General features: G+C 46.1%; 25 protein-coding genes. 16 read left to right on the plus strand and 9 right to left on the minus strand.

The annotated features are described in order from the left end of the window. Positions 1 to 91 precede the first annotated feature (91 nt). The 3 genes from infA to aat form a co-directional block, all read right to left on the minus strand. A complete protein-coding gene (gene infA, locus HUB64_RS08915) occupies positions 92 to 310 on the minus strand; it encodes a translation initiation factor IF-1 (protein ID WP_006081934.1) in 219 nt (72 codons plus the stop codon). A gap of 82 nt (positions 311 to 392) precedes the next feature. Then, the gene (locus HUB64_RS08920; protein ID WP_028759740.1) at positions 393 to 1,103 is read right to left on the minus strand and encodes an arginyltransferase; all 711 of its coding nucleotides are present in this window, start codon (positions 1,101 to 1,103) and stop codon (positions 393 to 395) included. Continuing rightward, positions 1,090 to 1,803, minus strand: coding sequence for a leucyl/phenylalanyl-tRNA--protein transferase (gene aat / locus HUB64_RS08925; protein WP_173244518.1), 714 nt, complete (start codon positions 1,801 to 1,803; stop codon positions 1,090 to 1,092). The genes HUB64_RS08920 and aat overlap by 14 nt, the downstream gene beginning before the upstream one ends. Positions 1,804 to 1,857: 54 nt before the next feature. Between aat and HUB64_RS08930 the strand changes: the two genes are divergently transcribed. Together HUB64_RS08930 and HUB64_RS08935 are read left to right on the plus strand one after the other, a co-directional pair. Continuing rightward, on the plus strand, positions 1,858 to 2,328 hold the full coding sequence (locus HUB64_RS08930; RefSeq protein WP_028759742.1) for a glycine zipper 2TM domain-containing protein: 471 nt from the start codon (positions 1,858 to 1,860) through the stop codon (positions 2,326 to 2,328). A 70-nt stretch (positions 2,329 to 2,398) separates the two neighbouring features. Then, positions 2,399 to 3,151, plus strand: coding sequence for a Nif3-like dinuclear metal center hexameric protein (locus HUB64_RS08935; protein ID WP_173244521.1), 753 nt, complete (start codon positions 2,399 to 2,401; stop codon positions 3,149 to 3,151). A 152-nt stretch (positions 3,152 to 3,303) separates the two neighbouring features. On the opposite strand, the gene HUB64_RS08940 is transcribed toward HUB64_RS08935, so the two are convergent. After that, on the minus strand, positions 3,304 to 4,260 hold the full coding sequence (locus tag HUB64_RS08940; protein WP_173244524.1) for an AEC family transporter: 957 nt from the start codon (positions 4,258 to 4,260) through the stop codon (positions 3,304 to 3,306). Positions 4,261 to 4,556: 296 nt separating this feature from the next. Beyond that, positions 4,557 to 6,626: a methionine--tRNA ligase gene (metG, locus tag HUB64_RS08945; protein WP_173244527.1), complete on the minus strand. Its 2,070-nt coding sequence runs from the start codon at positions 6,624 to 6,626 to the stop codon at positions 4,557 to 4,559. A 160-nt stretch (positions 6,627 to 6,786) separates the two neighbouring features. Here metG and apbC point away from each other — a divergent pair, with 160 nt between their 5' ends. From apbC to HUB64_RS08990, 9 genes are all read left to right on the plus strand, one after another. Then, positions 6,787 to 7,902, plus strand: a complete 1,116-nt coding sequence (apbC, locus tag HUB64_RS08950) for an iron-sulfur cluster carrier protein ApbC (protein WP_006086266.1) — start codon at positions 6,787 to 6,789, stop codon at positions 7,900 to 7,902. A gap of 11 nt (positions 7,903 to 7,913) precedes the next feature. Beyond that, positions 7,914 to 8,552, plus strand: a complete 639-nt coding sequence (udk, locus tag HUB64_RS08955; protein ID WP_028759746.1) for a uridine kinase — start codon at positions 7,914 to 7,916, stop codon at positions 8,550 to 8,552. A gap of 31 nt (positions 8,553 to 8,583) precedes the next feature. Continuing rightward, positions 8,584 to 9,165: a dCTP deaminase gene (dcd, locus tag HUB64_RS08960; protein ID WP_028759747.1), complete on the plus strand. Its 582-nt coding sequence runs from the start codon at positions 8,584 to 8,586 to the stop codon at positions 9,163 to 9,165. Between the two features lie 5 nt (positions 9,166 to 9,170). Further along, positions 9,171 to 9,980: an aminodeoxychorismate lyase gene (gene pabC / locus HUB64_RS08965; protein WP_173496831.1), complete on the plus strand. Its 810-nt coding sequence runs from the start codon at positions 9,171 to 9,173 to the stop codon at positions 9,978 to 9,980. Further along, complete coding sequence (mltG, locus tag HUB64_RS08970) at positions 9,977 to 11,014, plus strand: endolytic transglycosylase MltG (protein WP_173244534.1); 1,038 nt, start codon at positions 9,977 to 9,979, stop codon at positions 11,012 to 11,014. Before pabC ends, mltG begins: the two co-directional genes overlap by 4 nt. A 22-nt stretch (positions 11,015 to 11,036) precedes the next feature. Next, a complete protein-coding gene (gene tmk, locus HUB64_RS08975; protein WP_028759750.1) occupies positions 11,037 to 11,663 on the plus strand; it encodes a dTMP kinase in 627 nt (208 codons plus the stop codon). Continuing rightward, complete coding sequence (holB, locus tag HUB64_RS08980; protein ID WP_173244537.1) at positions 11,657 to 12,613, plus strand: DNA polymerase III subunit delta'; 957 nt, start codon at positions 11,657 to 11,659, stop codon at positions 12,611 to 12,613. The genes tmk and holB overlap by 7 nt, the downstream gene beginning before the upstream one ends. 6 nt (positions 12,614 to 12,619) lie before the next feature. After that, the gene (locus tag HUB64_RS08985) at positions 12,620 to 12,946 is read left to right on the plus strand and encodes a PilZ domain-containing protein (RefSeq protein WP_028759752.1); all 327 of its coding nucleotides are present in this window, start codon (positions 12,620 to 12,622) and stop codon (positions 12,944 to 12,946) included. A gap of 133 nt (positions 12,947 to 13,079) precedes the next feature. Then, positions 13,080 to 13,868: a TatD family hydrolase gene (locus tag HUB64_RS08990; protein WP_131523337.1), complete on the plus strand. Its 789-nt coding sequence runs from the start codon at positions 13,080 to 13,082 to the stop codon at positions 13,866 to 13,868. Between the two features lie 241 nt (positions 13,869 to 14,109). Here HUB64_RS08990 and rsmF read toward each other — a convergent pair whose 3' ends face one another. Then, entirely contained in the window at positions 14,110 to 15,555 is a 1,446-nt protein-coding gene (rsmF, locus tag HUB64_RS08995; protein WP_217363090.1) for a 16S rRNA (cytosine(1407)-C(5))-methyltransferase RsmF, read from the minus strand. Positions 15,556 to 15,778: 223 nt separating this feature from the next. Between rsmF and HUB64_RS09000 the strand changes: the two genes are divergently transcribed. Beyond that, positions 15,779 to 17,005 (plus strand): nucleoside recognition domain-containing protein, encoded by a 1,227-nt coding sequence (locus HUB64_RS09000; protein WP_131523339.1) that lies wholly within the window; start codon positions 15,779 to 15,781, stop codon positions 17,003 to 17,005. 142 nt (positions 17,006 to 17,147) lie between these two features. Here HUB64_RS09000 and HUB64_RS09005 read toward each other — a convergent pair whose 3' ends face one another. From HUB64_RS09005 to HUB64_RS09015, 3 genes are read right to left on the minus strand one after another with little or no spacing between them, the layout of a single operon-like run. Beyond that, positions 17,148 to 19,787 (minus strand): PqiB family protein, encoded by a 2,640-nt coding sequence (locus HUB64_RS09005; RefSeq protein ID WP_173496833.1) that lies wholly within the window; start codon positions 19,785 to 19,787, stop codon positions 17,148 to 17,150. Then, positions 19,774 to 20,391, minus strand: coding sequence for a paraquat-inducible protein A (locus HUB64_RS09010; RefSeq protein WP_105252657.1), 618 nt, complete (start codon positions 20,389 to 20,391; stop codon positions 19,774 to 19,776). The genes HUB64_RS09005 and HUB64_RS09010 overlap by 14 nt, the downstream gene beginning before the upstream one ends. Position 20,392: 1 nt before the next feature. Then, entirely contained in the window at positions 20,393 to 21,025 is a 633-nt protein-coding gene (locus tag HUB64_RS09015) for a paraquat-inducible protein A (RefSeq protein WP_173496834.1), read from the minus strand. 207 nt (positions 21,026 to 21,232) lie between these two features. Between HUB64_RS09015 and HUB64_RS09020 the strand changes: the two genes are divergently transcribed. The 4 genes from HUB64_RS09020 (at position 21,233) to prc (ending at position 24,992) form a co-directional block, all read left to right on the plus strand. Continuing rightward, the gene (locus HUB64_RS09020) at positions 21,233 to 21,532 is read left to right on the plus strand and encodes a YebG family protein (RefSeq protein ID WP_105252655.1); all 300 of its coding nucleotides are present in this window, start codon (positions 21,233 to 21,235) and stop codon (positions 21,530 to 21,532) included. 17 nt (positions 21,533 to 21,549) lie between these two features. Continuing rightward, complete coding sequence (locus HUB64_RS09025; protein ID WP_028759760.1) at positions 21,550 to 22,008, plus strand: GAF domain-containing protein; 459 nt, start codon at positions 21,550 to 21,552, stop codon at positions 22,006 to 22,008. 280 nt (positions 22,009 to 22,288) lie between these two features. Then, a complete protein-coding gene (gene proQ / locus HUB64_RS09030) occupies positions 22,289 to 22,918 on the plus strand; it encodes an RNA chaperone ProQ (protein ID WP_028759761.1) in 630 nt (209 codons plus the stop codon). 28 nt (positions 22,919 to 22,946) lie between these two features. Further along, positions 22,947 to 24,992 (plus strand): carboxy terminal-processing peptidase, encoded by a 2,046-nt coding sequence (gene prc, locus HUB64_RS09035; RefSeq protein WP_028759762.1) that lies wholly within the window; start codon positions 22,947 to 22,949, stop codon positions 24,990 to 24,992. Positions 24,993 to 25,068 lie beyond the last annotated feature (76 nt).

The following is a 25,068-nucleotide window of genomic DNA, read 5'->3' on the forward strand; positions in this document are numbered from 1 at the left end:
CATAAAAATGGCTGCAATTGCAGCCATTTTTTTCATCTTTCGCAAACAAAAAAACCCGGCCTTGCCGGGTTTTTAAATCTAAGAGGCTATATCAGCGTGCGCGGAAGACAATGCGACCTTTGGTCAGATCATAAGGAGTCAGCTGGACGGTAACTTTATCGCCAGTGAGGATCCGGATGTAGTTTTTACGCATTTTGCCTGAAATGTGGGCTATCACCACATGACCATTTTCAAGCTCTACACGAAACATTGTGTTTGGCAAGGTTTCAAGGATAGTGCCTTGCATTTCAATGTTGTCTTCTTTCGCCATTAATTAATTATCCCATTAGCCTTCGAATATAAAAAACGGGCGTATCATGCCCCAAATTCCCCCCGCTGTAAAGGGGAAGTACTTAGCAAACTTGGGAATACTCCCAGCCCGTCGGTGTCAGAATTTGATAAGGGCGATACAAACGCTTGTAAGACATCTTACGGTTTTCATCTATTTGATATCCGAGATAAACAAATTCTTTATTCATGAGTTTCGCCAGTCGACACTGAATTAAAATTAACAGTGCACCGAGGGAGCGATGTTCTTCGTCGGGGTCAAAATAGCTGTAAATTGCCGAAAGACTATTGGGCAAACTATCAGTGACCGCAACTGCCAATAATTTATTTCCATCATAGACTTCGATAAACGTTGGCGGTAACCAATGGCAAAAAAGAAAGTGATTATATTGATCTTCACTCGGGGGAAACATGGGGCCGTCAAAATGTCGCCCACGAATGTAATGTTCATATAGCGTATATTGCTCGGCGGTTTGCTCCGATGTTATACGCCAAGTCAGATCTTGGTTTTTTGCTAAAGTGCGTTTTTGGCGTTTCGATGGGACAAATTCATGCGTTGGCACACGGATTGGTTGGCATGCACTGCATCTAGGGCAGCGAGGTTTGTAGATAGAGCTACCACTGCGGCGAAAACCCACCGCGAGCAAACGCTCAAATAAAATGGGATCGAGCGTATCTTCTTGGATGACGAGTAGCTGCTCCTGCTGGCCATCAAGGTAGCTGCAGGGAAATATTTGACTGATACCGATAGCGATCGACGCTTTACTCGAGTTCAAGGATGACCTCTTTAGTGGCCCAAGTATTTGGGTCCACGGGATTGTTTCTCAGTTCGCTCAGTAACGTTATAAAATCAATGCGTTTAATAGCTTTAGCTCCCAAACTTTCTAGGTGGGGATTCATCACTTGTGCGTCGATGAGTTTGAATCCCATCTTGAGTAAATGTTGTTGCAGTGCTGCAACGGCGGCCTTGGACGCATTGGTTTTACGGTGAAACATGGATTCGCCGCAAAATACTTGGCCGATCGCTAAGCCGTAAAGCCCACCGATTAAACGTTCACCTTCCCACACTTCAATGGAGTGGGCATGACCTGTTTGATGCAATTCGCGATAGGCCATTTGAATTTCTTGGGTGATCCAAGTGCCGCTCTGTTTTTCTCTTGGCTGCGCACATCCCGCCATCACATCGGTGAAAGCGTGATTGATTGTGATCCGCCAAGGTTGTTTTTTTAAGTATTTACGCAGGCTGGTGCTGATGTGAATTTCACCTGGAATAAACACGGCGCGGGGATCCGGCGACCACCACAGGATGGGATCGTCAGAATTAAACCAAGGAAAAATACCGTTGTAGTAAGCAGAGAGTAAACGTTCAGGACGTAAGTCGCCGCCGATAGCCAATAAACCATTAGGATCGGTTAAGGCGAGCTCGGGCGAAGGAAAAGCGTCAAATTCGTGATTCAGGAAAGACAGTGACTTCACAATTGAGTATGATTTAGTTATAGACCTTATTATTAAGTTAGCGGAAATTCAGATATGTGGAAACCTACTCTAGCAAGCTTTATGTTTATTTTTGCTTTTATCATTAGTCCCGCTAATGCTGGCTATGATCGCAATCAAGCCGTGCCAGTTGAGAAAGTACTCTATGGCGATATCACTTCGGTACGTAATATCACCGAAACCCAGTTAATTGAAGACCGTAATCAAGGTTGGAAAACCTTCGGCGGCGCCTTAGCGGGTGGGGTGATTGGTAATCAGTTTGGTGGCGGTTCGGGTCGAGATGTGGCGACGATTTTAGGTGCCTTGATTGGTGGGGGTATCGGTAACCGTTATGGCAGCGGTACTAGCGTGCAATCGTTTAAGCTGGTGGAACTGATGATCAATCAAGAAGATGGTACTCAGGTCATGGTGATCCAAGATTACGATGCTGGCATGACGTTTAACGCGGGTGACAGAGTTCGAGTGGTGTACCTGCAAGGTGGCGTGCGTGTTGATATCGCGATGTAAGCGATTGTCTCATCTTGAATAAGTGCTCATCTTCAGTAAATGGTCATCTAGAGTAACGGACGGTAATGCAATGACACGGACAGAACTAAGCCAATATTTAGCCGATTTTTTACATGTGTCGGCCTTTAAGGATTACGCACCCAATGGGCTGCAGGTAGAAGGCAAGGATGAGATCCGCACCTTAGTCACGGGCGTGACAGCGTGTCAGGCCTTGATCGATGAAGCGATTCGATTAAACGCCGATGCGATATTGGTTCATCACGGCTTTTTTTGGAAGAATGAGCCTGAAGTGATCACAGGCATGAAACAACGCCGAATTAAGGCGCTGCTCAAGCATGATATTAGCTTGTTTGGATATCATTTACCCTTAGATGCCCACCCAATGCTCGGTAATAACGCGACTTTGGGGAGGCAGCTTGGGATCATTGACGCAGAAGCCATCGAAGAGGTGGCTCAGGGGCTACTGTGGCGTGGAAAACTTGATCTTGCAGTCAGTGCTAGCGAATTTTCTCACACCCTTGAGAATGCGTTAGGCAGAGCCCCACTGCATATTGGTGATGGCGATGCAAAGATCCAACATTTAGCTTGGTGTACTGGTGGCGCACAGGATTATATCGATGTTGCGGCGAATTTAGGTGTGGATGCGTTTATCAGTGGCGAAGTGTCCGAGCGAACGTTCCATAGTGCGGTAGAGCAGGGCATACATTATTTTGCGGCGGGGCACCATGCGACAGAACGTTTTGGCATTCAAGCCTTAGGCCGTCACCTCGCCCGCGAGTTTGATCTCGTGCACCATTTTGTGGATATCACCAATCCGGTCTAATCCATTCATAAAGCGGCTTATGATGACCATCTAACTGTTTTATTCCTAAACGAAAGGCGAGCATGGCTCGCCTTTTTTATTGTGGTTTATTATTACTTATAGTCACTTAAATCCCTTTCTCTAGCGTTTGTGTAATCAGCTCGTAGCTGCTGCTAGATCAGCTCCAAAGTAGACAATACAAAGATGCCTAAGGTGCACGTGATCAGCGAGCAGACTGTGGTTAGCGCAATAATATTGGCCGCAAGGGGCGCATTGCCACCCATGGCGCGCGCCATCACATAGCTTGCGGCTGCGGTGGGCGCAGAACTCATTAAAAAGACCATTGCTAACTCAATTCCTCGATAACCCAACAGCAAGGCCCCAATAGTGATAAAAAGCGGGGCAAAGATCAGTTTCAATGCGCTCGAGAACCAAGTTGTATGCTTTTCATGTTTGAGTGAACCAACATCGAGCGAACCACCGGTACACAGTAGCGCTAATGGGAGGGTCATATTGGCAAAGTATTGTCCCGCATCGAGCACCATTTTCGGTACTGGAATAGCAAGCAAATAGAAAAAGATGCCTGCCATAATGGCAATGATCAACGGGTTTTTGGTGATGGTCTTGATGATCACGCCAAATGCACGTTGGCTGGATTCTTCGCCTTTAGGGCTTAGGCAAATAACCGCTTGAATGTTATACAGCAGCGTCATCGAGGCAACATAGACCGCGGCTAAGGCAACACCAGAACTCCCATAGGCGTTGGAAACATAAGCTAAGCCGATAATGGCGGTATTAGCCCTAAAACCCCCTTGAATGATCACTCCTTGGTCTTTGTGCTTGGGAAATAGCCGCCCAGTTGCATAGGTGGAGAGTATAAAAAACAGGAAATTGGCTGCTAAACCATAGCCAATTAAGGGCGCACTGGAGGCGAGATCGTGATTTGAGCTAATGATGCTAAGGAACAGCAAGGCTGGCAGCGTCACGTTAAAGACTAATTTTGAGGCGACATCAATAAAGTTTTCATTGATGATTTGGGTGCGTTTTAGGATCATACCGAGCGCTAACATCAAACAGATTGGACCCGTAATCGAGGCAGAAAACAGCAACTGCTCAACGATATTTCCCATAACTACTCCTCGAATGACTCACTGAACACCGCGTCGATTTTAGACCTGTCACAGATATGAATATCACACTGCAGCGAATGCCTTGTCGATAGAAATACGAGCATTAACTCGTTTTCTGAAACCTGTCACTTAAAGCATTCGATTAAACCTGTCGGCTAAACTTAGTGGCGTAAACTCAGTCTTTTAAAAGACAAAGTGACACTCGAAGCAACGAATCGGCTCAAACAATCGATACCAACAAATAAGGCCACATAAAATGCGGCCTTATTGATTTTTCGAGCGTTATCTAGCGCAGATTACTTAACCCGCATGCCAGGCTGTGCGCCTTCATGGGGTTCTAAAATCCACAGGTCGCTGCCACCAGGGCCAGCGGCCAAAACCATGCCTTCTGACATGCCAAAACGCATCTTACGTGGCGCTAAGTTAGCCACCATCACAGTTAGTTTGCCTTCAAGGTCTTCTGGCGAATAGGCCGATTTGATCCCTGCAAACACTTGGCGTGTTTCGCCACCGATGTCGAGTTGTAACTTCAGTAACTTGTCGGCGTCAGCAACATGCTCGGCTTTCACGATACGAGCGATACGCAGGTCGATTTTCGCAAAATCATCAAAGTTGATGGTCTCACTGATAGGATCGTCAATCAGTGGCTCACTACTAACCGATGAAACTTTAGCTGTTTTTTCAGGCGCAGCCGTCTTTGGTGCATCGGCCGTGACTTGCAGGTTATCCTTAGAGTCGGCAACCATAGCATTGACTTTATCCAGCTCAACACGTTGCATCATGGCTTTGAATGGCGCGATTTCATGACCCGCTAAATCTTGGTTCAATGCATTCCAAGTGAGCGGTAGTTGGAAGAAGGCTTCCACATCTTGGGCTAAACGTGGCAATACAGGTTTGAGATACGTCACGAGAATACGGAACAGATTCAAGGCATTTGAACACACTTGATGGGCCGCTTCCTGTTGATCGTCATGTTTCACCATTTGCCAAGGTGCAGCATCGGCTACAAAACCGTTAGCAATATCCGCCAGTGCCATGATTTCGCGCATTGCTTTGCCGTATTCGCGGCCTTCGTAAAATTCGGCAATCACCTCTTGCTTGGCTAGAAACGCCTCAGTCAGTGTGGTGTCGTTAATTTTCGCTAGCTTGCCATCGAAACGTTTAGTGATAAAACCTGCGGTGCGCGAGGCTAAGTTCACTAGCTTACCGACTAAGTCTGAATTCACGCGCTGGGCGAAATCTTCGAGATTTAAATCTAAATCGTCGATACGGCTGCTGAGTTTGGCGGCGTAGTAGTAACGTAAATATTCAGGATCTAAATGATCTAAATAAGTTCGCGCCTTGATGAAAGTGCCTTTGGATTTTGACATCTTAGCGCCGTTGACCGTCACATAGCCGTGGGCATAGACGCTGTTTGGCTGGCGGTAACCAGAGCCGTGTAACATGGCAGGCCAAAACAGACTGTGGAAGTAGACTATGTCTTTACCGATGAAGTGATAAACCTCGGCGGTTGAATCTTTGCCCCAGAATTCCTCAAAGCTCAGCTCAGGGCGTTTGTCACAGAGGTTTTTGAACGAACCCATATAACCAATAGGCGCATCTAGCCAAACGTAGAAATACTTACCTGGCGCATCGGGAATTTCGAAACCAAAATACGGTGCATCACGGGTGATATCCCATTGCTGCAATCCTTGCTCGAACCATTCGTCGAGTTTATTGGCCATTTCGACTTGCAGGGCACCAGAGCGAGTCCACTCTTTTAGCATGCCTTCGAAGGCGGGCAGGTCGAAGAAAAAGTGCTCAGTGTCTTTCATCACTGGTGTCGCACCCGATACCGCTGATTTTGGATTGATGAGCTCAGTTGGGCTGTAAGTCGCGCCGCAGGCATCACAGTTATCGCCGTATTGATCCGGTGACTTACACTTAGGACAAGTGCCTTTTACGAAGCGGTCTGGCAGGAACATGGATTTCTCAGGATCGAACAGCTGAGAAATACTCTTGCTCTTGATATAGCCATTCGCACGTAGCTTGAGATAAATATCACTCGCCAGTACGCGGTTTTCATCGCTGTGGGTGCTGTGATAGTTATCGAAGGCGATATTGAAATCGGCAAAATCCTGCTGATGTTCTTTGTTCACTTGGGCAATCATGTCTTCTGGCGCTATGCCTAATTGCTGTGCTTTAAGCATGATTGGCGTGCCATGGGCGTCATCGGCACAAATATAGTGGCACTCATGTCCACGAAGCTTTTGATAACGCGACCAGATATCTGTCTGTATGTATTCCAGCATGTGACCTAAATGTATCGGTCCGTTTGCATAGGGAAGTGCGCTGGTCACGAGAATTTTACGTTGTGAAGTTGCCATCTTGTCTCAAATATCGTGGTGGGCCAAAAATATTGGTAGAGATACTAACCGATTACAGGATGATTTTCATCAAAACCTGAGCCAATTGAGCTAAATCTGCGCTAATGTTTTCTGCATTATCTGGTACACTTGGGCAAATTTATTGGTGGGGGTAATTCTTTTGTCTTCAACTCAAACTGATTATCGTTTAAATGACGATCTTCTCGGGCCAGTTCTGGCTATTCTCGATTCATTTGTTGACCCGTATCTCGCGAAAGGGTTAGTGAGCGCAGGATGCGTAAATAAGCTGGCATTGGAAGGTAAGCGTTTGCAGCTTGGCTTAGTCTATCCATACCCTTGTATGACTCAGTATCGCGACACTGTCATGGCGCTGACGAATAAGTTAGCGGTGCTCGATGCTATTGATGAAGTCGAGTGTGAAATCGATTTTCAACCTAAAGCCTACTCAGCGTTATCTTCTATTGCGCCGATTGCCAATGTGAAGCAAGTGATTGCCGTAGCCTCAGGTAAGGGCGGCGTGGGTAAGTCAACCACAGCGGTGAACTTAGCCTTGGCATTAGCGGCTGAAGGTGCGCAGGTGGGTATTCTCGATGCGGATATTTACGGCCCGTCAGTGCCTATGATGTTAGGTATTCCTAATTTCAGACCGCTTTCCCCCGATGGCAAACATATGACAGCCGCCAGTGCCCATGGTATTGCCGCGCAGTCGATTGGTTTTATGCTCAGTGGTGATGAAGCTGCCGTGTGGCGTGGCCCAATGGCTGCGGGCGCGTTGGCCCAGTTACTGAATGAAACCCAATGGCCAGAACTGGATTATTTAGTCGTTGATATGCCACCAGGCACAGGGGATATTCAGCTCACGTTATCGCAAAAAGTCCCTGTGAGCGGCGCTGTTATCGTAACTACACCGCAGGATATCGCGCTGGCTGATGCCAAGAAGGGCATCAATATGTTCCAGAAAGTGAACATTCCTGTGCTGGGTATAGTCGAGAACATGAGTTTCCATTTATGTCCTGAGTGTGGTCATAAAGAACATCCATTTGGAACACACGGCGGCAGTAAAATCGCTGAACGCTATCAAGTTCCACTGTTAGGCGCTTTGCCGCTGCACATTAATATCCGTGAAGCCATGGATAATGGTGCGCCGACCGTCGTTGCCGATCCCGACAGTGAAGTCGCAGCTCTTTATCGGGAAATTGCCCGTAAAGTGGGCGCAGAATTGGCTTTAAAACAAAGCCAGAAAACAGTTTCTATTAGTGTTTCAGATGACGAGTAAGGTTTAAGGGTATGAATTCTCAGCAGTGTGTCATTATTGCAATTGCTGGCGCGTCAGCATCGGGCAAAAGTTTAATTGCCAAAACGATTTTTGACGAATTGCGCCGCGATTTAGGCACAGATCAAATTGGGGTAATTAATGAAGACGCGTACTATCGCGATCAGAGTCATTTATCCATGGATGAACGGGTATTAACGAATTACGATCATCCAAAAGCGCTGGACCATCAACTGCTGTGCACGCATTTACAGTTGCTCAAGTCTGGCGAAGCTGTTGATATCCCTTGTTATAGCTATACAGAACATACACGCACTGCAGAAACCTTAAAGATGACACCGAAAAAGGTGATCATTTTAGAAGGTATCTTATTGCTGACCGATCCTAAGTTACGTGCTCTGATGGACGCGAGTGTGTTTATGGACACGCCGCTGGACATTTGTTTCCTACGTCGCTTAACTCGTGATGTGGCCGAGCGCGGCCGTACGATGGAATCTGTGATTTCACAGTACAAGAAAACCGTGCGTCCTATGTTCTTACAGTTTATCGAACCCTCGAAACAATACGCTGATATTATCGTTCCCCGTGGCGGCAAAAATCGTATTGCGACTGATATTTTAAAGACTCGTATCCAACATTTACTGGCAAAATAACGACATAAAAACTCAAGGAGTAATAGGCAAGATGCGCTTAACCGATATCGAAATTGAACAGGCCCTTGATAACGGCACTATCGTAATAGAACCTCGCCCAGGCATAGAAGCTATTTCAGGCGTCAGTGTTGATGTGCGCTTAGGTGGACAGTTTCGCGTCTTTAAAGATCATACCGCGCCTTTTATCGACTTGAGTGGTCCAAGTGCTGAGATGCAAGCGGCGCTTGATCGGGTGATGAGTGAGATTATCGAAATCCCCGATGGCGAAGCATTTTTCTTGCATCCTGGAGAATTGGCTTTGGCTGTGACTTACGAGAGCGTAACTTTACCTGCTGATATCGTCGGTTGGCTTGATGGCCGTTCGTCTCTAGCGCGTTTAGGCCTGATGGTACACGTAACGGCGCACCGTATCGATCCGGGTTGGCAAGGTAAAATTGTGCTCGAGTTTTATAACAGCGGCAAGTTACCTTTAGCCTTGCGCCCACGCATGACTATAGGTGCGCTTAACTTTGAACGCTTAAATCATGCGGTTGCACGTCCTTATAACACCCGTAAAAGTGCCAAGTACAAAGATCAGCAAGAAGCGGTGGCTAGCCGTATCAGTCAGGACTAACACGCGTGTTCTGGGTGAATGGCGCATCGCAGGCAAGTGTCGACCCTTCCGATCGAGGGCTTGCCTACGGTGATGGTCTGTTTGCAACGATGCGAACGGACGCTGAGGGGATTATGTTTTTTGAAGCCCATCAAGCCCGTTTAACCGCAAGCGCCGCAAGGCTTGGATTTCAATGGCAAATGAGTGAAGCATTGCAACAGCAACTGAATATCTTAGCCATTGAATATCCGCATCATTGCATTAAGTTAATCGTTTCCCGTGGTGTTGGTGGTCGTGGCTATACACCGCCAGAAAATGTTAATCCTACCGAAATCGTCTCAGTTCATACTATCCCCGGTCATTATGCTCAGTGGCAGCAACAGGGTATTAGCCTTAAAACTTCGTCGGTACGATTGGGTTTGCAGCCTCTGTTGGCAGGGATGAAGCATTTAAATCGACTCGAACAAGTTTTGATTAAATCACACTCTTTACCGCAGGGATTTGATGACTGGTTAGTCAAAGATATCGAGGAGAATGTGATTGAATCTTCGATGGCGAATGTGTTTTTTATCAAAGATAATCGCATTATCACGCCTTCATTAGCCCTGTGTGGCGTGGCGGGTGTGATGCGCGAACAGATAATGTTGGCCTTGCTTGAACAGAACATGAATATCGAATGTTTGCCCGTTGGCGCCGAGCGTTTAATCGAATTTGACTCAGCGTTTATCACTAACAGCGTTTTAGGGATTGTGGATGTACTGGCGATAGACTCGCTCAAGTTCACCCGTGCTCCGATTACCGCGCAACTTAGACAGACACTTTCACTCACTCTATGAAAAAAATCATTATTATCGCCAGTTCAACCCTGTTGACCTTGCTAACCTTAGTCTGTTTGGGTGCCTTTTGGGGCTATCAAACGGTTGTCGAATACAGTCAAACGCCGCTGAGTCTCAGCGAGCCTAAAGAGTTGAAGGTTGAACGCGGCACCAGTGTAAATCAACTGGCGCAGCAACTTGCCGATGACGGCGTTATTCAAGATACGTGGAAACTCAAGTGGCTACTTAAGTTTCGTCCTGAGCTTGCCAAAATTCGCACGGGACTTTATGAAATATCACCTTCACAAACGATTACTGATTTACTCAATGATTTGATCGCTGGGAAAGTAAAAACCTTCAGTTTGACCTTAGTTGAAGGTAAAACTATTGTGGAATGGGAACAACAGCTTACCAGTGCTCCGCATTTACAAATGTCACCAGAAGCTTTTGCAGCGGTATTGATGGCACAAGGCGATGATTCTGGTTTGCCTGAAGGAAAATTCTTCCCCGACACTTATCATTATACCGCCGAGGCGGATGCTAAAGTCATGCTGACTCAAAGCTATAAAATGATGGAGCAGGAGCTTGCCAAAGCGTGGGCAGAACGGGCGCCAAATTTGCCGTTAAAATCGCCCTATGAAATGCTGATTTTGGCATCGATAGTTGAAAAGGAAACCGGCCAAGCCCATGAGCGTGAGCAAATCGCCGGTGTATTTGTTAATCGTCTTAACCTAGGTATGCGTCTGCAAACCGATCCGACCGTTATTTACGGCATGGGTGATCGCTATAAGGGTAATATCACCCGCAAAGATTTAGTCGAAGAGACGCCTTTTAATACTTATCGCATCTTTGGATTGCCGCCGACGCCGATAGCTGCACCGAGTAAAGCCTCATTGATGGCCGTGTCTAAGCCCGCCAGTGTGAGTTACCTTTATTTTGTATCGCGCAACGATGGCACCCATGTGTTTTCAACCACGCTTGAAGAACACAATCACGCCGTAGACGTCTATCAGCGTAAGATAAAACCAGCGACGCCAGAAAAATCCCCAAAGTAAAAATGCAGAGAAAGAAAATCCAATGTCAGTTTTTGCAAAATTTATCGTTATTGAAGGTTTAGAAGGCGCAGGTAAGTCGAGTGCGATTAACCTTATTCGCGACTTTATTGAAAAACATACGGGTAAAGCACCGATTTGCACCCGCGAACCGGGCGGTACACCATTGGCTGAACGTATCCGTGATTTAGTTAAGATTGCCGATGCGAACGATCCCCTGTGTGATGAGGCCGAGTGTTTACTCATTTATGCTGCCAGAGCTCAGTTGGTTGCTAATGTCATAAAGCCCGCGCTTGCGCAAGGGCAATGGGTATTGGGTGATAGACATAATCTATCGTCATTAGCTTATCAAGGTGGTGGCAGAGGTTTAATGCCGTTAGTGGAAGCGGTGAGCACTGCAACACTAAAGGGATTTAAACCCGATCTTACTTTGTACTTAGATTTAGATCCTAAGCTTGGGCTTACCCGTGCAGCTAAACGTGGTGAGCTTGATAGAATTGAGCAACAAGCGATTGATTTCTTTGAGCGAGCACGCGCTACATATCTCAAACTTGCCAGCGAAGATGACAGTATCGTGGTTATAGACGCGAGCCAAACTATGGCTGAAGTGCACAAAGATATCTTAGCCGTGCTTCAGGCGATGGTATGGTAGCCGAGTCCGGATTTACGGCTGAGCAATTACCTTGGCTCGAAGGGCCAAGACAGGCATTTTTAGCGCAATTAGCGCGTCAAAAAATACCTCACGCACAACTCGTGGGCATTGATTCAGCCTATGGTGGTGAGTTGCTGAGTGTGTTTATGGCGCGCGCGGCTATGTGTTTGCAGCCAACGCCTGTGGGAGCGTGCGGTTTTTGTAAGTCTTGTCAGCTCTATGATGCGGGCAATCATCCTGATTTTTATCATATCGCCGCCGATGGCAATCAAATTAAAGTCGATCAAATTCGTGAGCTGTGTACGCGTCTGACAGCCACCGCACAGCAAAGTGGCAGGCGTGTAGCGATTATCCACCACAGCGAGCGTCTTAACTCCGCAGCCGCGAACGCACTCCTTAAAACCCTTGAGGAGCCAGGTAAAGACACCTTACTGATTTTGCAGTCGGATACGCCTGCACGTTTGATGGCGACGGTTAGCAGTCGTTGTCAACGCATTCCCTTTGTCGTTCCGAGTCGAGAGGTCATCAAAAACTGGCTTGCCCAGCGATGTGGTATTCAAGAGGATGTGACTTGGTGTTTGAGTGTGGTGGGGGGGCCGTTAAAGTTGGCTGAGAGTTTGCAGTCTGAGGGTAGCCAACAGAGTCGGTATCAATCCTTGCTACAATTTCGCAAAGATTGGGCACAAAGTTTGTCGTCTGGTCATCTGTGTGCTAGTTTGTTAATAATAAGTGAACAACAAATAATTGATGTTCTTAAGGTTTTGTACCTACTTATACGACAGGTTTTACTGAAAAATAGCCATCAAGATGCGTTTGTTCATGCGCAGCTCGGGAATTTGGCGGCTAAGATCATGGGAATGTGTCATAGCTTAAGCACAATGCCGAGCGTCAATTATCTGGCCCTGTGTCAAAGTTATGTCTTAGAATATAGAGAGATAACAAATAAGTAATATGCCATGGTAGATCTCGTCGTTAATTTTGATACTTTACATCAGTTATATCGTGCCTATATGCCTTTTATTAAGCCGGCAGGATTATTTATTGCGACCAGTGAAAGTCATTATCTTGGCCAACCGCTGACGATTGCGTATCGTTTACCCGGCGCAACCCTCACTAATGAATTTCGTGGTGTTGTGGTGTGGATTAATCCCTTAGGAGCGTCGGGTGGCCGCCCTGTGGGGATTGGCATTAAAATTATTTCTGAGCCAGATAGCCATAAACACCATATCGAAAAGTTACTGTCCCGCGAACTCGCCTCCGGCGATCTAACCTGCACTATGTAGCTTAGCCTGCATTATTGATCTGGTTTAACCGTTTGTTCACTGCCTAAACTGGCTATTTACTTCTGTTGAATTTGACCTCGATCTCTTGGCTGGGTATCCTTGTCGTCCTTTGTTACTCTGCTTGGAAATCCTTGTGCTTATTGATTCACACTGCCATCTCGATCGCCTCAAAGCGGCGCCTGATCAACAAACCTTAGAACAGATTCTTGCTAATGCTAAAGCTCGTGGCGTGGACTATATGTTGTGCGTGAATGTACGCCAGCAAGGATTTGAATCGATGCGAGATAAAGTTGCAGCCTTCGAACAGGTATTTTTGTCATCGGGTGTGCATCCATTAGACGTTAAAGAAGGCCTCGATGTTGAGCAAATCCGCCGCTTTGCCACCGATCCTAAAGTGGTCGCGATTGGTGAAACGGGGTTAGATTATTTTTATGCAGACGACACTAAGCTGTTGCAACAGCAATGTTTTGAGCAGCAGATTGCCCTTGCGGTAGAAGTGAATAAACCTTTAATTGTCCATACCCGTGATGCACGTGAAGATACGATCAATATGCTTAAGCAGGGCAACGCGGATAACGTTGGCGGCGTGCTGCATTGCTTTACCGAGAACTGGGAGATGGCGAAAGCGGCGATTGATCTCGGCTTTTATATTTCGGTTTCAGGCATAGTCACTTTTAAAAATGCGGGTGATCTGCGAACCGTTATTCGCAAAGTGCCTCAGGATCGTCTGCTAGTTGAAACTGATTCGCCTTATTTGGCGCCGATCCCACACCGTGGACAAGAGAATCAGCCTGCCTATGTGCGCGATGTGGCTGAGTTTGTGGCAGAGCTTAGAGGTGAGCGTTACGAAGATCTTGCTGAATACACCAGCAATAACTTCTTTAATTTATTCAAAGATGCAGCGCGTTTAGTTGGCCGTTAGCAGCAAGTGCTTTGACCCATTTTATGCGATTGCGTGATTGTTAGCGTACAGGCATAAAAAAAGGCCCAAAACGATGAAAGCTGTTTGGGCCTAGGGGAATGGCTCGTTGAAGAGCCGTGCGCTACAGGTGAAAGCGCCATGCAGTGCGCTTTACAATAGACTCAGTGTAGTCGAGCTTTTGTCTTATAGTCGCGCTCACTTTCCCCTTTTTTAGGTTATTTATCGCTAAAAAACAGCGAAATTATAACGATTTTGTCTGTTCTGGTAGCAGTAACACTTTATCTTTCACTAAGTCTCTGGGTAGGTTGTTTTTTAACTTATTGCCTAAATGTTTCGCCATGCCTAATGGTGCTCCGCTATAACAGACGATCACTTCACCTTGAGCTTTCACTGCGGTGTTTAGGGCAATATCTCGCCCCATCAAATATTCTTTCGCTTCAACATCGCTCACATCGACCGTTTTTGCGGTTGGGCTGAGCTGTTTTCCTGCTAATGCAATAATCGCTTCATGGCGGACTTTAAAGCCGTGTTTACTGTTATCGGCGAGTTTAATACCAATGCGCTGAAAGCGCATACGGCCGATAAAAGCGTTGAATTCATGCGGAAATAGCCAGAATTCATCATCGCGAACCATGATGAGTTCGTCTGGTAAGCTGATGCCTAAATCCTGCTGAAAATAGTCTTTGATCCCTTGGGCTTGTTTCGCTGATGCGGGCGTGAAGGGAAAGTTTTTCTGTAGTTTAGGCTCTGGTTGTAAACGCGGCACTGAGGCCGTTTTTGTCAATTTAGCGACAAAGAAACCTTCACTGTCGTAAATCTGTGGCCAGACATGTAAGAAGCCTTCGGGCGTTGTAGCTCGATCTGCGCCATCAAATAAATCGCTTAAGGATTCAAATTGCACCGCATCGCCGTAGACTTGCTTTAAATACTCGCACACGCCTTGGTTTTCGAGGCGGTTTAAGGTGCAGGTTGAGTAGACCAAAATGCCACCGGGTTTCAGGGCGAGAAACGCCGATTCGATTAAGGCTTTTTGGGTTTCGCTAATCGCCAGCACATCGTCTAGGCTCCAGTGTTTTAGTGCATCGGCGTCTTTACGCACTGTGCCTTCACCGCCACAGGGCGCATCGATAAGCACGGCATCAAAACTTTCGTACAGGTATTCGCCAAATACACGGCCATCGAAATGAGTGAGGGCGCAGTGGCTCGCACCCATGCGCAGCACATTGGCGTGCAATACTTTCACGCGGCTCGCCGAATACTCATTAGCCACCAATAAGCCTTGGTTTTGCATCAATGCGGCCATTTGAGTGGTTTTTGAACCGGGTGCGGAGGCGAGATCGAGTACGCACTGCCACTTTGCACTAGGCGTAAATAGTGCGGTCGGCGGCAACATAGAGCTGGCTTCTTGAATGTAGAATAGACCCTGAATGTGCTCTAAGGCATTGCCGAGCTGTTCTTCTTCGTCGTAACTGATCCAAAATCCGTCTTCACACCAAGGAATAGGATCGAACGTCCAGCCCTTAGGTTGCATCAAGGTCTTAAAGTCGTCACTGCTGATTTTTAAGGTATTGACCCGAATTGAACGTCTAAGCGGCCTGTCGCAGGCGGCAATAAACTCGTCCATGGATAAATGGGCGGGGAGTTCTTGGGTGATTGTATCGATAAAATTTTGATTTAATTGGACCATTGATTTCATTGAACCATAGGAAAATAGACTGTGTATCAACTGGCGCGAGTATATCATAATCCCTTATTGGGTCTGAGCTTTTCTCCCGAGCAGCCAAGGCTGCTATTGTGATTTAATGTTGATGCTTGACGATTTGAGCGATATTGGAATGAGTCGCCATAAAGCTAGCACTCAGTAGCCATGAGCTAATAGAATAAAAACAAATAAAAATAAGGGGATTAGCGTGCTGAATCGCGTGTGGTTGGCTTTTTTTATCACAGCATTGCTTGCAATAGCAGTGCAACTGTTCAATGGGCACATAGAAGTCCTATCGGCTTCGGTCGCCGCATTATTTGCGAGTGCTAAGCTTGCTGCTGAAATTTCCCTTGGGCTGATTGGCGTGCTTTCCCTGTGGATGGGATTGATGCAGGTAGGAGAAAAGGCTGGCGTTGTCGGCGCTATTGCCTTTGTGTTTGAGCCATTACTGCGCCGTTTGATGCCTGAAGTGCCCAAGGGGCATCCGGCCTTTGGCAGTATCACGATGAATTTAACAGCGAATATCTTTGGGTTAGATAATGCCGCCACACCACTTGGTTTAAAGGCGATGCATGATTTGCAGAGTTTAAATCCGCTAAAAACCGTGGCGACCAATGCGCAAATCTTATTTTTAGTACTCAATACTTCCTCTGTGACCTTAGTGCCTGTGACGGTATTCCTTTATCGTGCCCAGCAAGGTGCCGCTGCGCCTGCAGATATTTTCTTACCGATTTTACTGGCCACTTCTGCATCGACATTGGCGGGTTTGCTGGTTGTGGCGTTAGTGCAGCGGATTTCATTATTAAACTCAGTGGTGCTCGGTTATGGCGCCTTGATGCTCTCAGGGTTAGTGGCGAGTGGTTTTTATCTGATGACCTTAAGTGCTGAGGCCATTGGCACTGTGTCGACGGCAATGGGCAATGGTATTTTGCTGTTATTGGTATTTACCTTCGTGATTGTTGCGGGCATTCGCAAGGTGGCGGTTTATGATGAGTTTATTGAAGGGGCGAAGGCGGGTTTTGCTCAATCTATCCAGTTGATCCCTTATTTGCTTGCTATGTTATTAGCGATTGGTTTACTGCGTGCATCCGGTGCCTTGGATTATCTGTTGCACTTGATTGCCACTGGTGTGCGGATATTAGGTTTTGATACGCGTTTTGTCGATGCTATGCCGACCGCACTGATGAAACCTTTTAGTGGCTCAGGCGCCAGAGCTATGATGCTTGAGACAATGGATCACCATGGAGTAGATTCCTTTGCGGGTCGATTAGCAGCGATTTTTCAGGGTAGCACTGAAACCACTTTCTATGTTCTCGCTGTGTATTTTGGTTCTGTGGGTATTCGTCATGGACGCCACGCCTTAGCTTGCGGTTTAACCGCGGACTTTGCGGGGATCAGTGCCGCGATTGCCGTTTGTTATTGGTTCTATGGATAAGGGGGCTAGAGTATTGAGCGACCTAGAATGTCTCAATAGAATTGCAAGAGAAGCTAAAAATAAATCAGGCGCATTATGCGCCTGATTTATTTGTAAGAGCTTTAATATTAGTGCGTTGGTGTAAGTATTTTGATGAAAAGAATTACTGGGCGGGCGCCCATTGCTGCCATTCGTTTTCGGCTTTGTGTTGCAATCTTAATACTGTTCCTGCTGCTAAACGATTATCCCCTTGAGTAGTGTCCTTAGTCGCCACATTGATGCCGCCAGCGAGTAAGGTTTCCAGTGAGCCCGCTTCGATTTGGGCACCAGAGAAGAGGCCGACATCGACTTTAATCCCTGAGGCATCCCAGAATTGACTGCTTTGATTCACTAAGTGACTGTACTGTGCCTCGATATGGGCCTGCATCAATACACTATTCCCCTGTGTCGATAGGCTATAACCGTCGATTTGACCGACTTTAATCCCTCGGAAGAAGATAGGTGTGCCGACTTTCATTGAGCCTAGGCTAGTATCTTCTAGAATGAATTTCAGCGCATCTTCGGCAACATTGGCATAGCTGCTGGCAGCGAGGTTGGCAACAAACTGGGTCGCTTTTTGACTGCCCTTACCCGGTAAGACTCCTATGTAAGGACCTGTGATCAGCGTTTCTGGCGCTTTGATCCCCGCCAGAGAAATTTGTGCATCCACTAAATGATATTCACAGTCACTGCGGCTGAAATGTTCGGCATATTCCCCGTAGAGATATGCGCTAGCTGTGAGTGTATTGAGATCCGCATTGAGCTTCACTTGCGACACTTCACCTACTTGATGACCTTGATAGCGAATCGCGGCCTTGGCCGTCAGTTTGCTGGAGGCGGGTAATGTGAGGCGAATCGCCTGCGCCTGAGTTAATGCCAACTGCTTGCTCTCATAGAGTTTTAACGGGGTTGTATTGCTCACTTTGTCATTGCTATCAAGCAGTCCCAGACTGATGCTGCCCTTTAATACCCCTTGTAGTGGGGCAACGGCGACATCAATACCGGCAAGACTGGCACTGATATCCACGGCGCTGTTACGCCAGAATACTTTTGGCTTTTTCAGCAAGGGTTGAAACTGTTTGTCGATAGCGAGCTTGATAGCGAAGTCTTCGGTTTTGCTTTGCCAGTTCACTGAGTCAACTGTGCCAATTTGCATTTTTTTATAGTAAATCGGTGAGCCTTGGCTGACATCGGCGCCATCTTGACTGATTAATGTTAAATGCACTTGCTGCTGACGATCATAAAAAGCTGTCGCGGCATCCACAGAGCTAAAGAGGGTTAGAGCGCTGTTAGCAGCTAAAGGTGTGTCGCTGTGACCTTGGATCAAGCTAACTGCACCTTGAGTGAGCGTTGTAAAATCCCTTGCTTTGACTGAGACACCGTCTAACGATGCGTTTACCGTTAATGCTGACTCAGGCACAAAATAGCTGTCGTTGCGTATTAGACTGGCAAACTCAGGTTGTAGCTCGAGTTGGTATTCCACCGCCGATAAATCTTTGGTTAACTTAACCGCAAGCACTGAACCAATGGGGATTTGCTTGAAGCGAACTTGAGCGCCCGCTGAAATGCCCATGTTTTCAGCTGAGGTTAGGGTCAAGAAACGCTTCTTCGATTGCAGTAAATCAGGCGCTTTGGCTTGTAAGGCAAAGCTGCTTGGTACCGCGCTTTTGGTGTTGATGCCTGGCAGGAAGTTGATCACGCTACCTGTCAGTAAACGTTCTGGATTTTTAATGCCTGAGAGGGAAATATCAGCACCTTCAAGCCAAAACACCCCGTCATTAGTTAACAGTGAACCGTATTGAGGTTCAAACTTAGCCACGGCTGTAACACCATTGGACGTGAGTTGTTTACTTAAAATACTGCCAATGCTCATGCCGCGATAAACGATGCGGGTACCTTTGTCGACACCGTTAGCGTCAGCCATGGTTAGGTTTATTTCTATGCCGCCAAGGGCAGTGGTTTCTGAATCATAAAGCGAAAAAACGTCACCGTTTTTAGCTATGTCTGCTTTATCGTCAGAGCTGAAACTCACGCCGCCAGCCAGAATGGATGCCAAACTCTCTGAACTGACTTTAACTCCAGTTAGTGAAGCATCAATTTTGACGCCAGAAACATTCCAAAAGTGAGAATTTTTCTTCACTAACCGCGCATATTGCTCTTGAATGAAAGCGCTGATAATGACTCTTTGATTGCCATCTAAACGATAGCTGACCACGCTACCCACGGGGATTTGGCGGAAAAATATTGGCGAGCCAACATCGAGCGAACCGAGTTTATCGGAGGTCAATTCGACCATCACACCTTCTGAGCCGATTTGCATCGGCGGCGGTTGGCGTTCTGCTTCAAAAAATGTCGAGGCATTACCTTTCCCTGGTTGGATAGCAATATAGTTACCCGAAAACAGCGCATCTAAGCCTTCAACACCTGTAATACTTGCTTTAGGTGTGACAAGCCAGAAGAGGGTTTCTTTATTCAAGAAAGGCTTAGCACGGTAGTCCATCATGACCTTGACGTTCACGCCTTTGAGATCTTCATCTATGCCAATGTCTTTCACTTTACCGACAGTCAAACCTTGGTATTTGACTAAGGTTTTACCTACATCAATCCCAGTGGCGCTCGGAAAGTGAATTTGAATTTCAACCCCCGATTCTTTAATGCTCTTAATGCCCAGCCAAGCACCTAATGCCAACGCGACAATAGGAAGCAGCCAAATGGGCGAAAAGAGTTTTTTCTTTACAACTTTCGGCGATTCAATTTGTGTCATCTTGAGGTTCCAATCGATCCCAGAGTAAACGAGTGTCTAAAACTTTTGCGGCTAACTGAGTTAACAGAATAACCAAGGCAAATGCGGTAGCCGCAGGCGCGGGTTTCGCGTCGAGTAATTGTCCCATGTTCACTAATGCCACTGTGATTGAGATGACAAATAAATCGAGCATTGACCAGCGGCCAATCCATTCGATGATGTGAAAACCCACCATCAATTTCTTTTTTGAAATCGGGATATCAAAGCTGATCGCACACAGATAAATGGATAAGCCGATGATTTTAATCCATGGTACTAAAATACTGGCGGTAAACACTATGATGGCAATAGGCAGCATATCTGAATGCACTAAATGTAAAATGCCCGAAAAAATCGTGTCGTGCCGCACTTGGCCTTGGTTGGTCAGCATAGTGATAGGGTAAATGTTGGCTGGCACCAGTAAGATGGCAGCGGTAATCAACAAAGCCCAACTTTTTTGCAGGCTGGAATAGTCTCTGACGTGCAACTCAGTTTCACAGCGCTGACAGTGCGTGAGTTCACTGCTGTTGAGTTGGCGACACACTTTACAGAGACATAGGCCGATATCTTTACCTTGTTGCTTCATATCAGCTATGACCTTCCAATAACGTCCACATATGTTCTAAGTCGTATTCTCTTTGTAGAAACAAGGTCACGAGAAACAGCATAGTGAAGCAAAATGTGCCCATACCAAAATAAATGTCCGAAAAATCAGATAGCTGAAATGATGAAACTAAGAAGCTGATCACATAAATTTCCAGCATAGTGAGCTGCGATAAGATACCATGAAATTTTAATAACTGCTTCAATGAGTTACGCCAAAAAAGGCTACTCAATCCCCATTTCACAATTAAAATCTGTGTCAATATCGATAACAGTAATAAGCCTGGACCTATCACAGCTGCGGCAAGTACGGCGACACCTACAACCCAATAGCCTTGGTCAAATACTGCAAATGCCCCTTGGAAAACCGTGGTAGTACGAATACTGCCGAAAAAGTGGATCTCGAGTACGGGTAAAAAATTGGCAGGGAAATAAAACACTAATGCCGAAATACATAGGGCTAACATACCATTCACAGAGCAGTATGGCGTGTCATAAAGTGCTGTGCTGCAACGAGGACAGAGTGCTCTAACGCCGCTAGGCAAGGCACGTTTGCGGACTGCTAAATCGCAGGAACGGCATAGGGTTACTGAATTTTCTGCTGCGTTTTCATGCATATAAAAATATATATTAGCCTAATAGGAGTAATAACAGCGAGATCGGTGCAAAGTGTCGTGCTAGTTAGCTGTTCAGCCACGTCTAGCGCTTTTATAATCTTGGCAACGAAAGTACGCTAATAATATCAGATTAATCAGAACACTTGCATCACAAGTTCAATCTATGTCACTCTAGTTACTGTATATAAAAACAGTGCGAGGGCAGTCATGGCAGTAATAACACAGTTTGTCGTGGTCAGAGAAGGGGTTGAAAAGATGACATTCACATCTAAGAAGGAGGCTGATGCCTACGATAAGATGCTCGATATCGCCGATAACCTTATCCCCTTCATTCAAAAAGCTGATTTGGGTATAGATGAAAGTGTGGGCGAAAAGCTCGCATTCTATTTTGCTAACAATAAAGATGAGCTGACGAACTTGCTTAAAGGCGCAGTTCAGGTTAATAGTACGCCAACGAATCCGCCTGCAGCGAAAAAAGCGGCTAAAAAGACCGAAGCAGCAGAATAAAATTGTTAGGAAATGTAATGAAATCGAAATTTTATGAGTCACTTAACCGTCAAGCCTTGGCCTTGTTGGAAGGGGAAGATGACCTTGTTGCGGCGATGGCGAATTTTTCAGCCTTGCTCAATGATAATTTAACTGAGCTGAACTGGGTGGGATTCTACGTCATGCGTGGCGAACAACTAGTATTAGGCCCGTTTCAAGGTAAAGTGGCTTGTACACGCATTCCGTTAGGAAAAGGTGTGTGTGGTACTGCAGCATTCACTAATCAAACTCAGCGAGTGGCCGATGTCCATCAATTTGATGGTCATATTGCCTGTGATTCTGCCAGTAATTCTGAAATAGTTGTGCCAGTTCGTGCGCAAGGTAACGTGGTTGCCGTGCTCGATATTGACAGTCCTATCTTCGATCGTTTCGATGAAGAAGACCAAAAGGGGCTGGAATTACTGGTTAAAAGTTTTGAAAACTGCCTATTTGATTAATTTGCGTACAATAACGCATAATTCATAGTCGCAATCGGTGGCGTGCGCCTTATAATATGCGCCTGCACGCATTAAGCTGGTTTGATTGGCATGCAATGAATAAGCTTAGTGTTTTGAGCTGTCAAAATTTGTTAAGGTATATTTTTTAACTTTAGTAAACGCGGCTAGGATGCTAATTTGTACGTTGACTCAATATTGAGTTTAACGAAGATAAACGACATGTAAGAAGCTGATATATATCACCTCGAATCGATGTCCCTTTTTGACTGTGGAAGTAATGATGGAATCAACAGAAAAGTTGACCGACACCAATGCAATTTTGGCGTATTTGTATGAAACATTTCCTTTGTGCTTTATTGCTGAAGGTGAAACTAAGCCATTAAAAATCGGATTGTTTCAAGATTTGGCTGAAAGGTTGGCTGATGATTCTAAAGTCAGTAAAACTCAGCTCAGAGTTGCCTTGAGACGTTACACCAGCAGCTGGCGCTATTTAAAGTGCGTTAAAGCGGGCGCACAACGCGTAAATCTGGATGGCGAACCTTGCGGCGAGTTAGAGCAAGAGCACATTGATCATGCTCAAGCCATGTTGAAAGAGAGTCAGGATAAGGCCAAAGCGAAACGTGCAGCACTTGCACCTAAGCCTGCGGCGAAGAAAGCACCTAAAAAGGTGGCCGTTCCTCAGCGTCCTAAAACTGAGCGTCCTGCTAAGCCTGCACCAAAAGCTGCAGCGCCAGTCGTAAATTATGTTCAAGCACAATTGACTGATTTAACGAAAAAACAACGCGTCAATGTTAAATTAGGTATGACACCCGTAGCCGGTGTGATTACTGACATTAACAAGGAAGATATTCATGTTCAGCTTGATAGTGGCCTAACGATTAAAGTTAGAGCAGAACATATCCTGCTGTAATCATTTATTAAAACGGAGTAACTTGTTGATGCGAAAACTCACTTTGGCTACCTCGATCGCCACTGTTTTTGTCGGATTCTCGGCTTGGGCCGTACCACCCACGATTCAAATCAGCGAGTTACCCACTCTCAAGCAGGAAGCGCAACATAAGGTTGCGAGCAAAAGGGTAACGGACTTATACACTCGTTCGCACTATCATAGATTCAATCTCGATGACGCCTTTTCTGCGCAAATTTTTGATCGTTATCTGCAGCAGTTGGATTATCGCCGCAATGTGTTAACCCAAGCGGATGTCGATAGTTTTAAACCTTATGCTACCCAATTCGATGACATGCTTAGTTCTGGTGAACTTGAGCCTGCCTATAAAATGTTTGATATCGTCCAAAAGCGCCGCTATGAAGGCTTTGTCTATGCTTTATCTCTATTAGATAAAGAGATGGATTTTTCTGCGCCCGGTGATGCCTATGAGTACGACCGCGATGAGGCCGCATGGCCAAAAGACCAGACAGAAATTAATGAGTTATGGCGTCAACGTGTTAAATACGATGCACTAAATCTTAAACTCACAGGTAAGAAATGGCCTGAGATTGTTGATATCCTCCAAAAGCGTTACAACAACGCGATTAAACGGTTGATTCAAACTAACAGTGAAGACGTGTTCCAAGGCGTGATGAATGCCTTCTCGCGTAGCATTGAGCCACATACAAGTTACCTTTCACCACGCAATGCTGAACGTTTCCAAATGGAAATGAACTTGAGCCTTGAAGGTATTGGTGCTCAACTGCAACTCGAAGACGATTACACTGTCATTAAAAGTTTAATTACTGGCGGTCCTGCTGCGGGCAGTGAAAAACTGTCGCCGGAAGACAAGATTGTCGGTGTCGGTCAAGAAGGCGGCGAGATTGTTGATGTGATTGGCTGGCGTTTAGACGACGTGGTCGACCTGATTAAAGGTCCTAAGGGCAGTAAAGTTGTACTGCAAATTTTACCGAAGAAAGGCGGTTCGAATGCGAAGCCATTCGATGTTACCTTAGTTCGCGATAAAATTCGCCTTGAAGACAGAGCGGCAACCTCTAAGGTGATTGAACCTAAAGACGGCGAGTATGCAAATCGCAAAGTCGGTGTGATCCAAATTCCTGGTTTCTATATGAATTTGTCGCAGGACGTTGAAAAAGAGCTAGTGAAGTTAAACGACGCCAAAGTAGAAGGCATAGTCATCGACCTTAGAGGTAACGGTGGGGGTGCATTAACGGAAGCCGTGCTGCTGACGGGACTCTTTATCGATATGGGCCCTGTAGTGCAAATTCGTGATGCCGATGGACGAGTGTCTGCGCATCGTGATAACGACGGTAAAACCAGTTATGCAGGACCATTGACTGTGATGGTTGACCGTTACAGTGCTTCAGCCTCTGAAATTTTTGCTGCCGCATTGCAAGATTATGACCGTGCACTGATCGTCGGTGAGTCGAGTTTTGGGAAAGGCACAGTACAGCAGCATAAGAGCCTAGGCCGTATCTACGACATGTATGAGAAGCCAATTGGCCATGTGCAGTATACGATTCAAAAGTTCTACCGTATTAATGGTGGTAGTACACAGATTAAAGGTGTGACCCCCAACATTGCTTACCCAAGTGCGTTGGAGCCGGGCGAGTACGGTGAAGCTGAAGAGAAAAATGCTTTACCTTGGGATAAAGTGCCTATGGCGCAATATGGCACGCTTAATGATGTTACGCCTGAGTTAGTGACTAGCCTTGAATCTAAGCACCTTAACCGTATAAAAAACAGCGTAGAGTTTGCCTATATCAATCAAGATATTGCCGACTTTAAAAAGCATCACAAAGAGAAAACTGTGTCTCTGGTTGAAAGTGAGCGTATTGCTTCCCGCGAAGCCGATGAGAAAAAAGTCCTCGACAGAACAAACGAGCGTCGAGTCGCCAATGGTTTAGCACCGGTTAAATCAATGGAAGACATTAAAGACGACGCTGAATTGCCAGATGCATTTTTAGACGAAACCGCTTATATCACCTTAGATATGGCTGATGTGCAAAAAATGGCTAAAACTAGTGCTAAGTAGGCACTAGTCGAGTCGATTTATCCGATATCAAAACGCGCTTATGGCGCGTTTTTTCTTATTTAGATCAGCGTTAAAG

This window comes from Shewanella sp. ISTPL2 (genome assembly GCF_013283205.1).
In the GTDB taxonomy this organism is placed as follows: domain Bacteria; phylum Pseudomonadota; class Gammaproteobacteria; order Enterobacterales; family Shewanellaceae; genus Shewanella; species Shewanella oncorhynchi.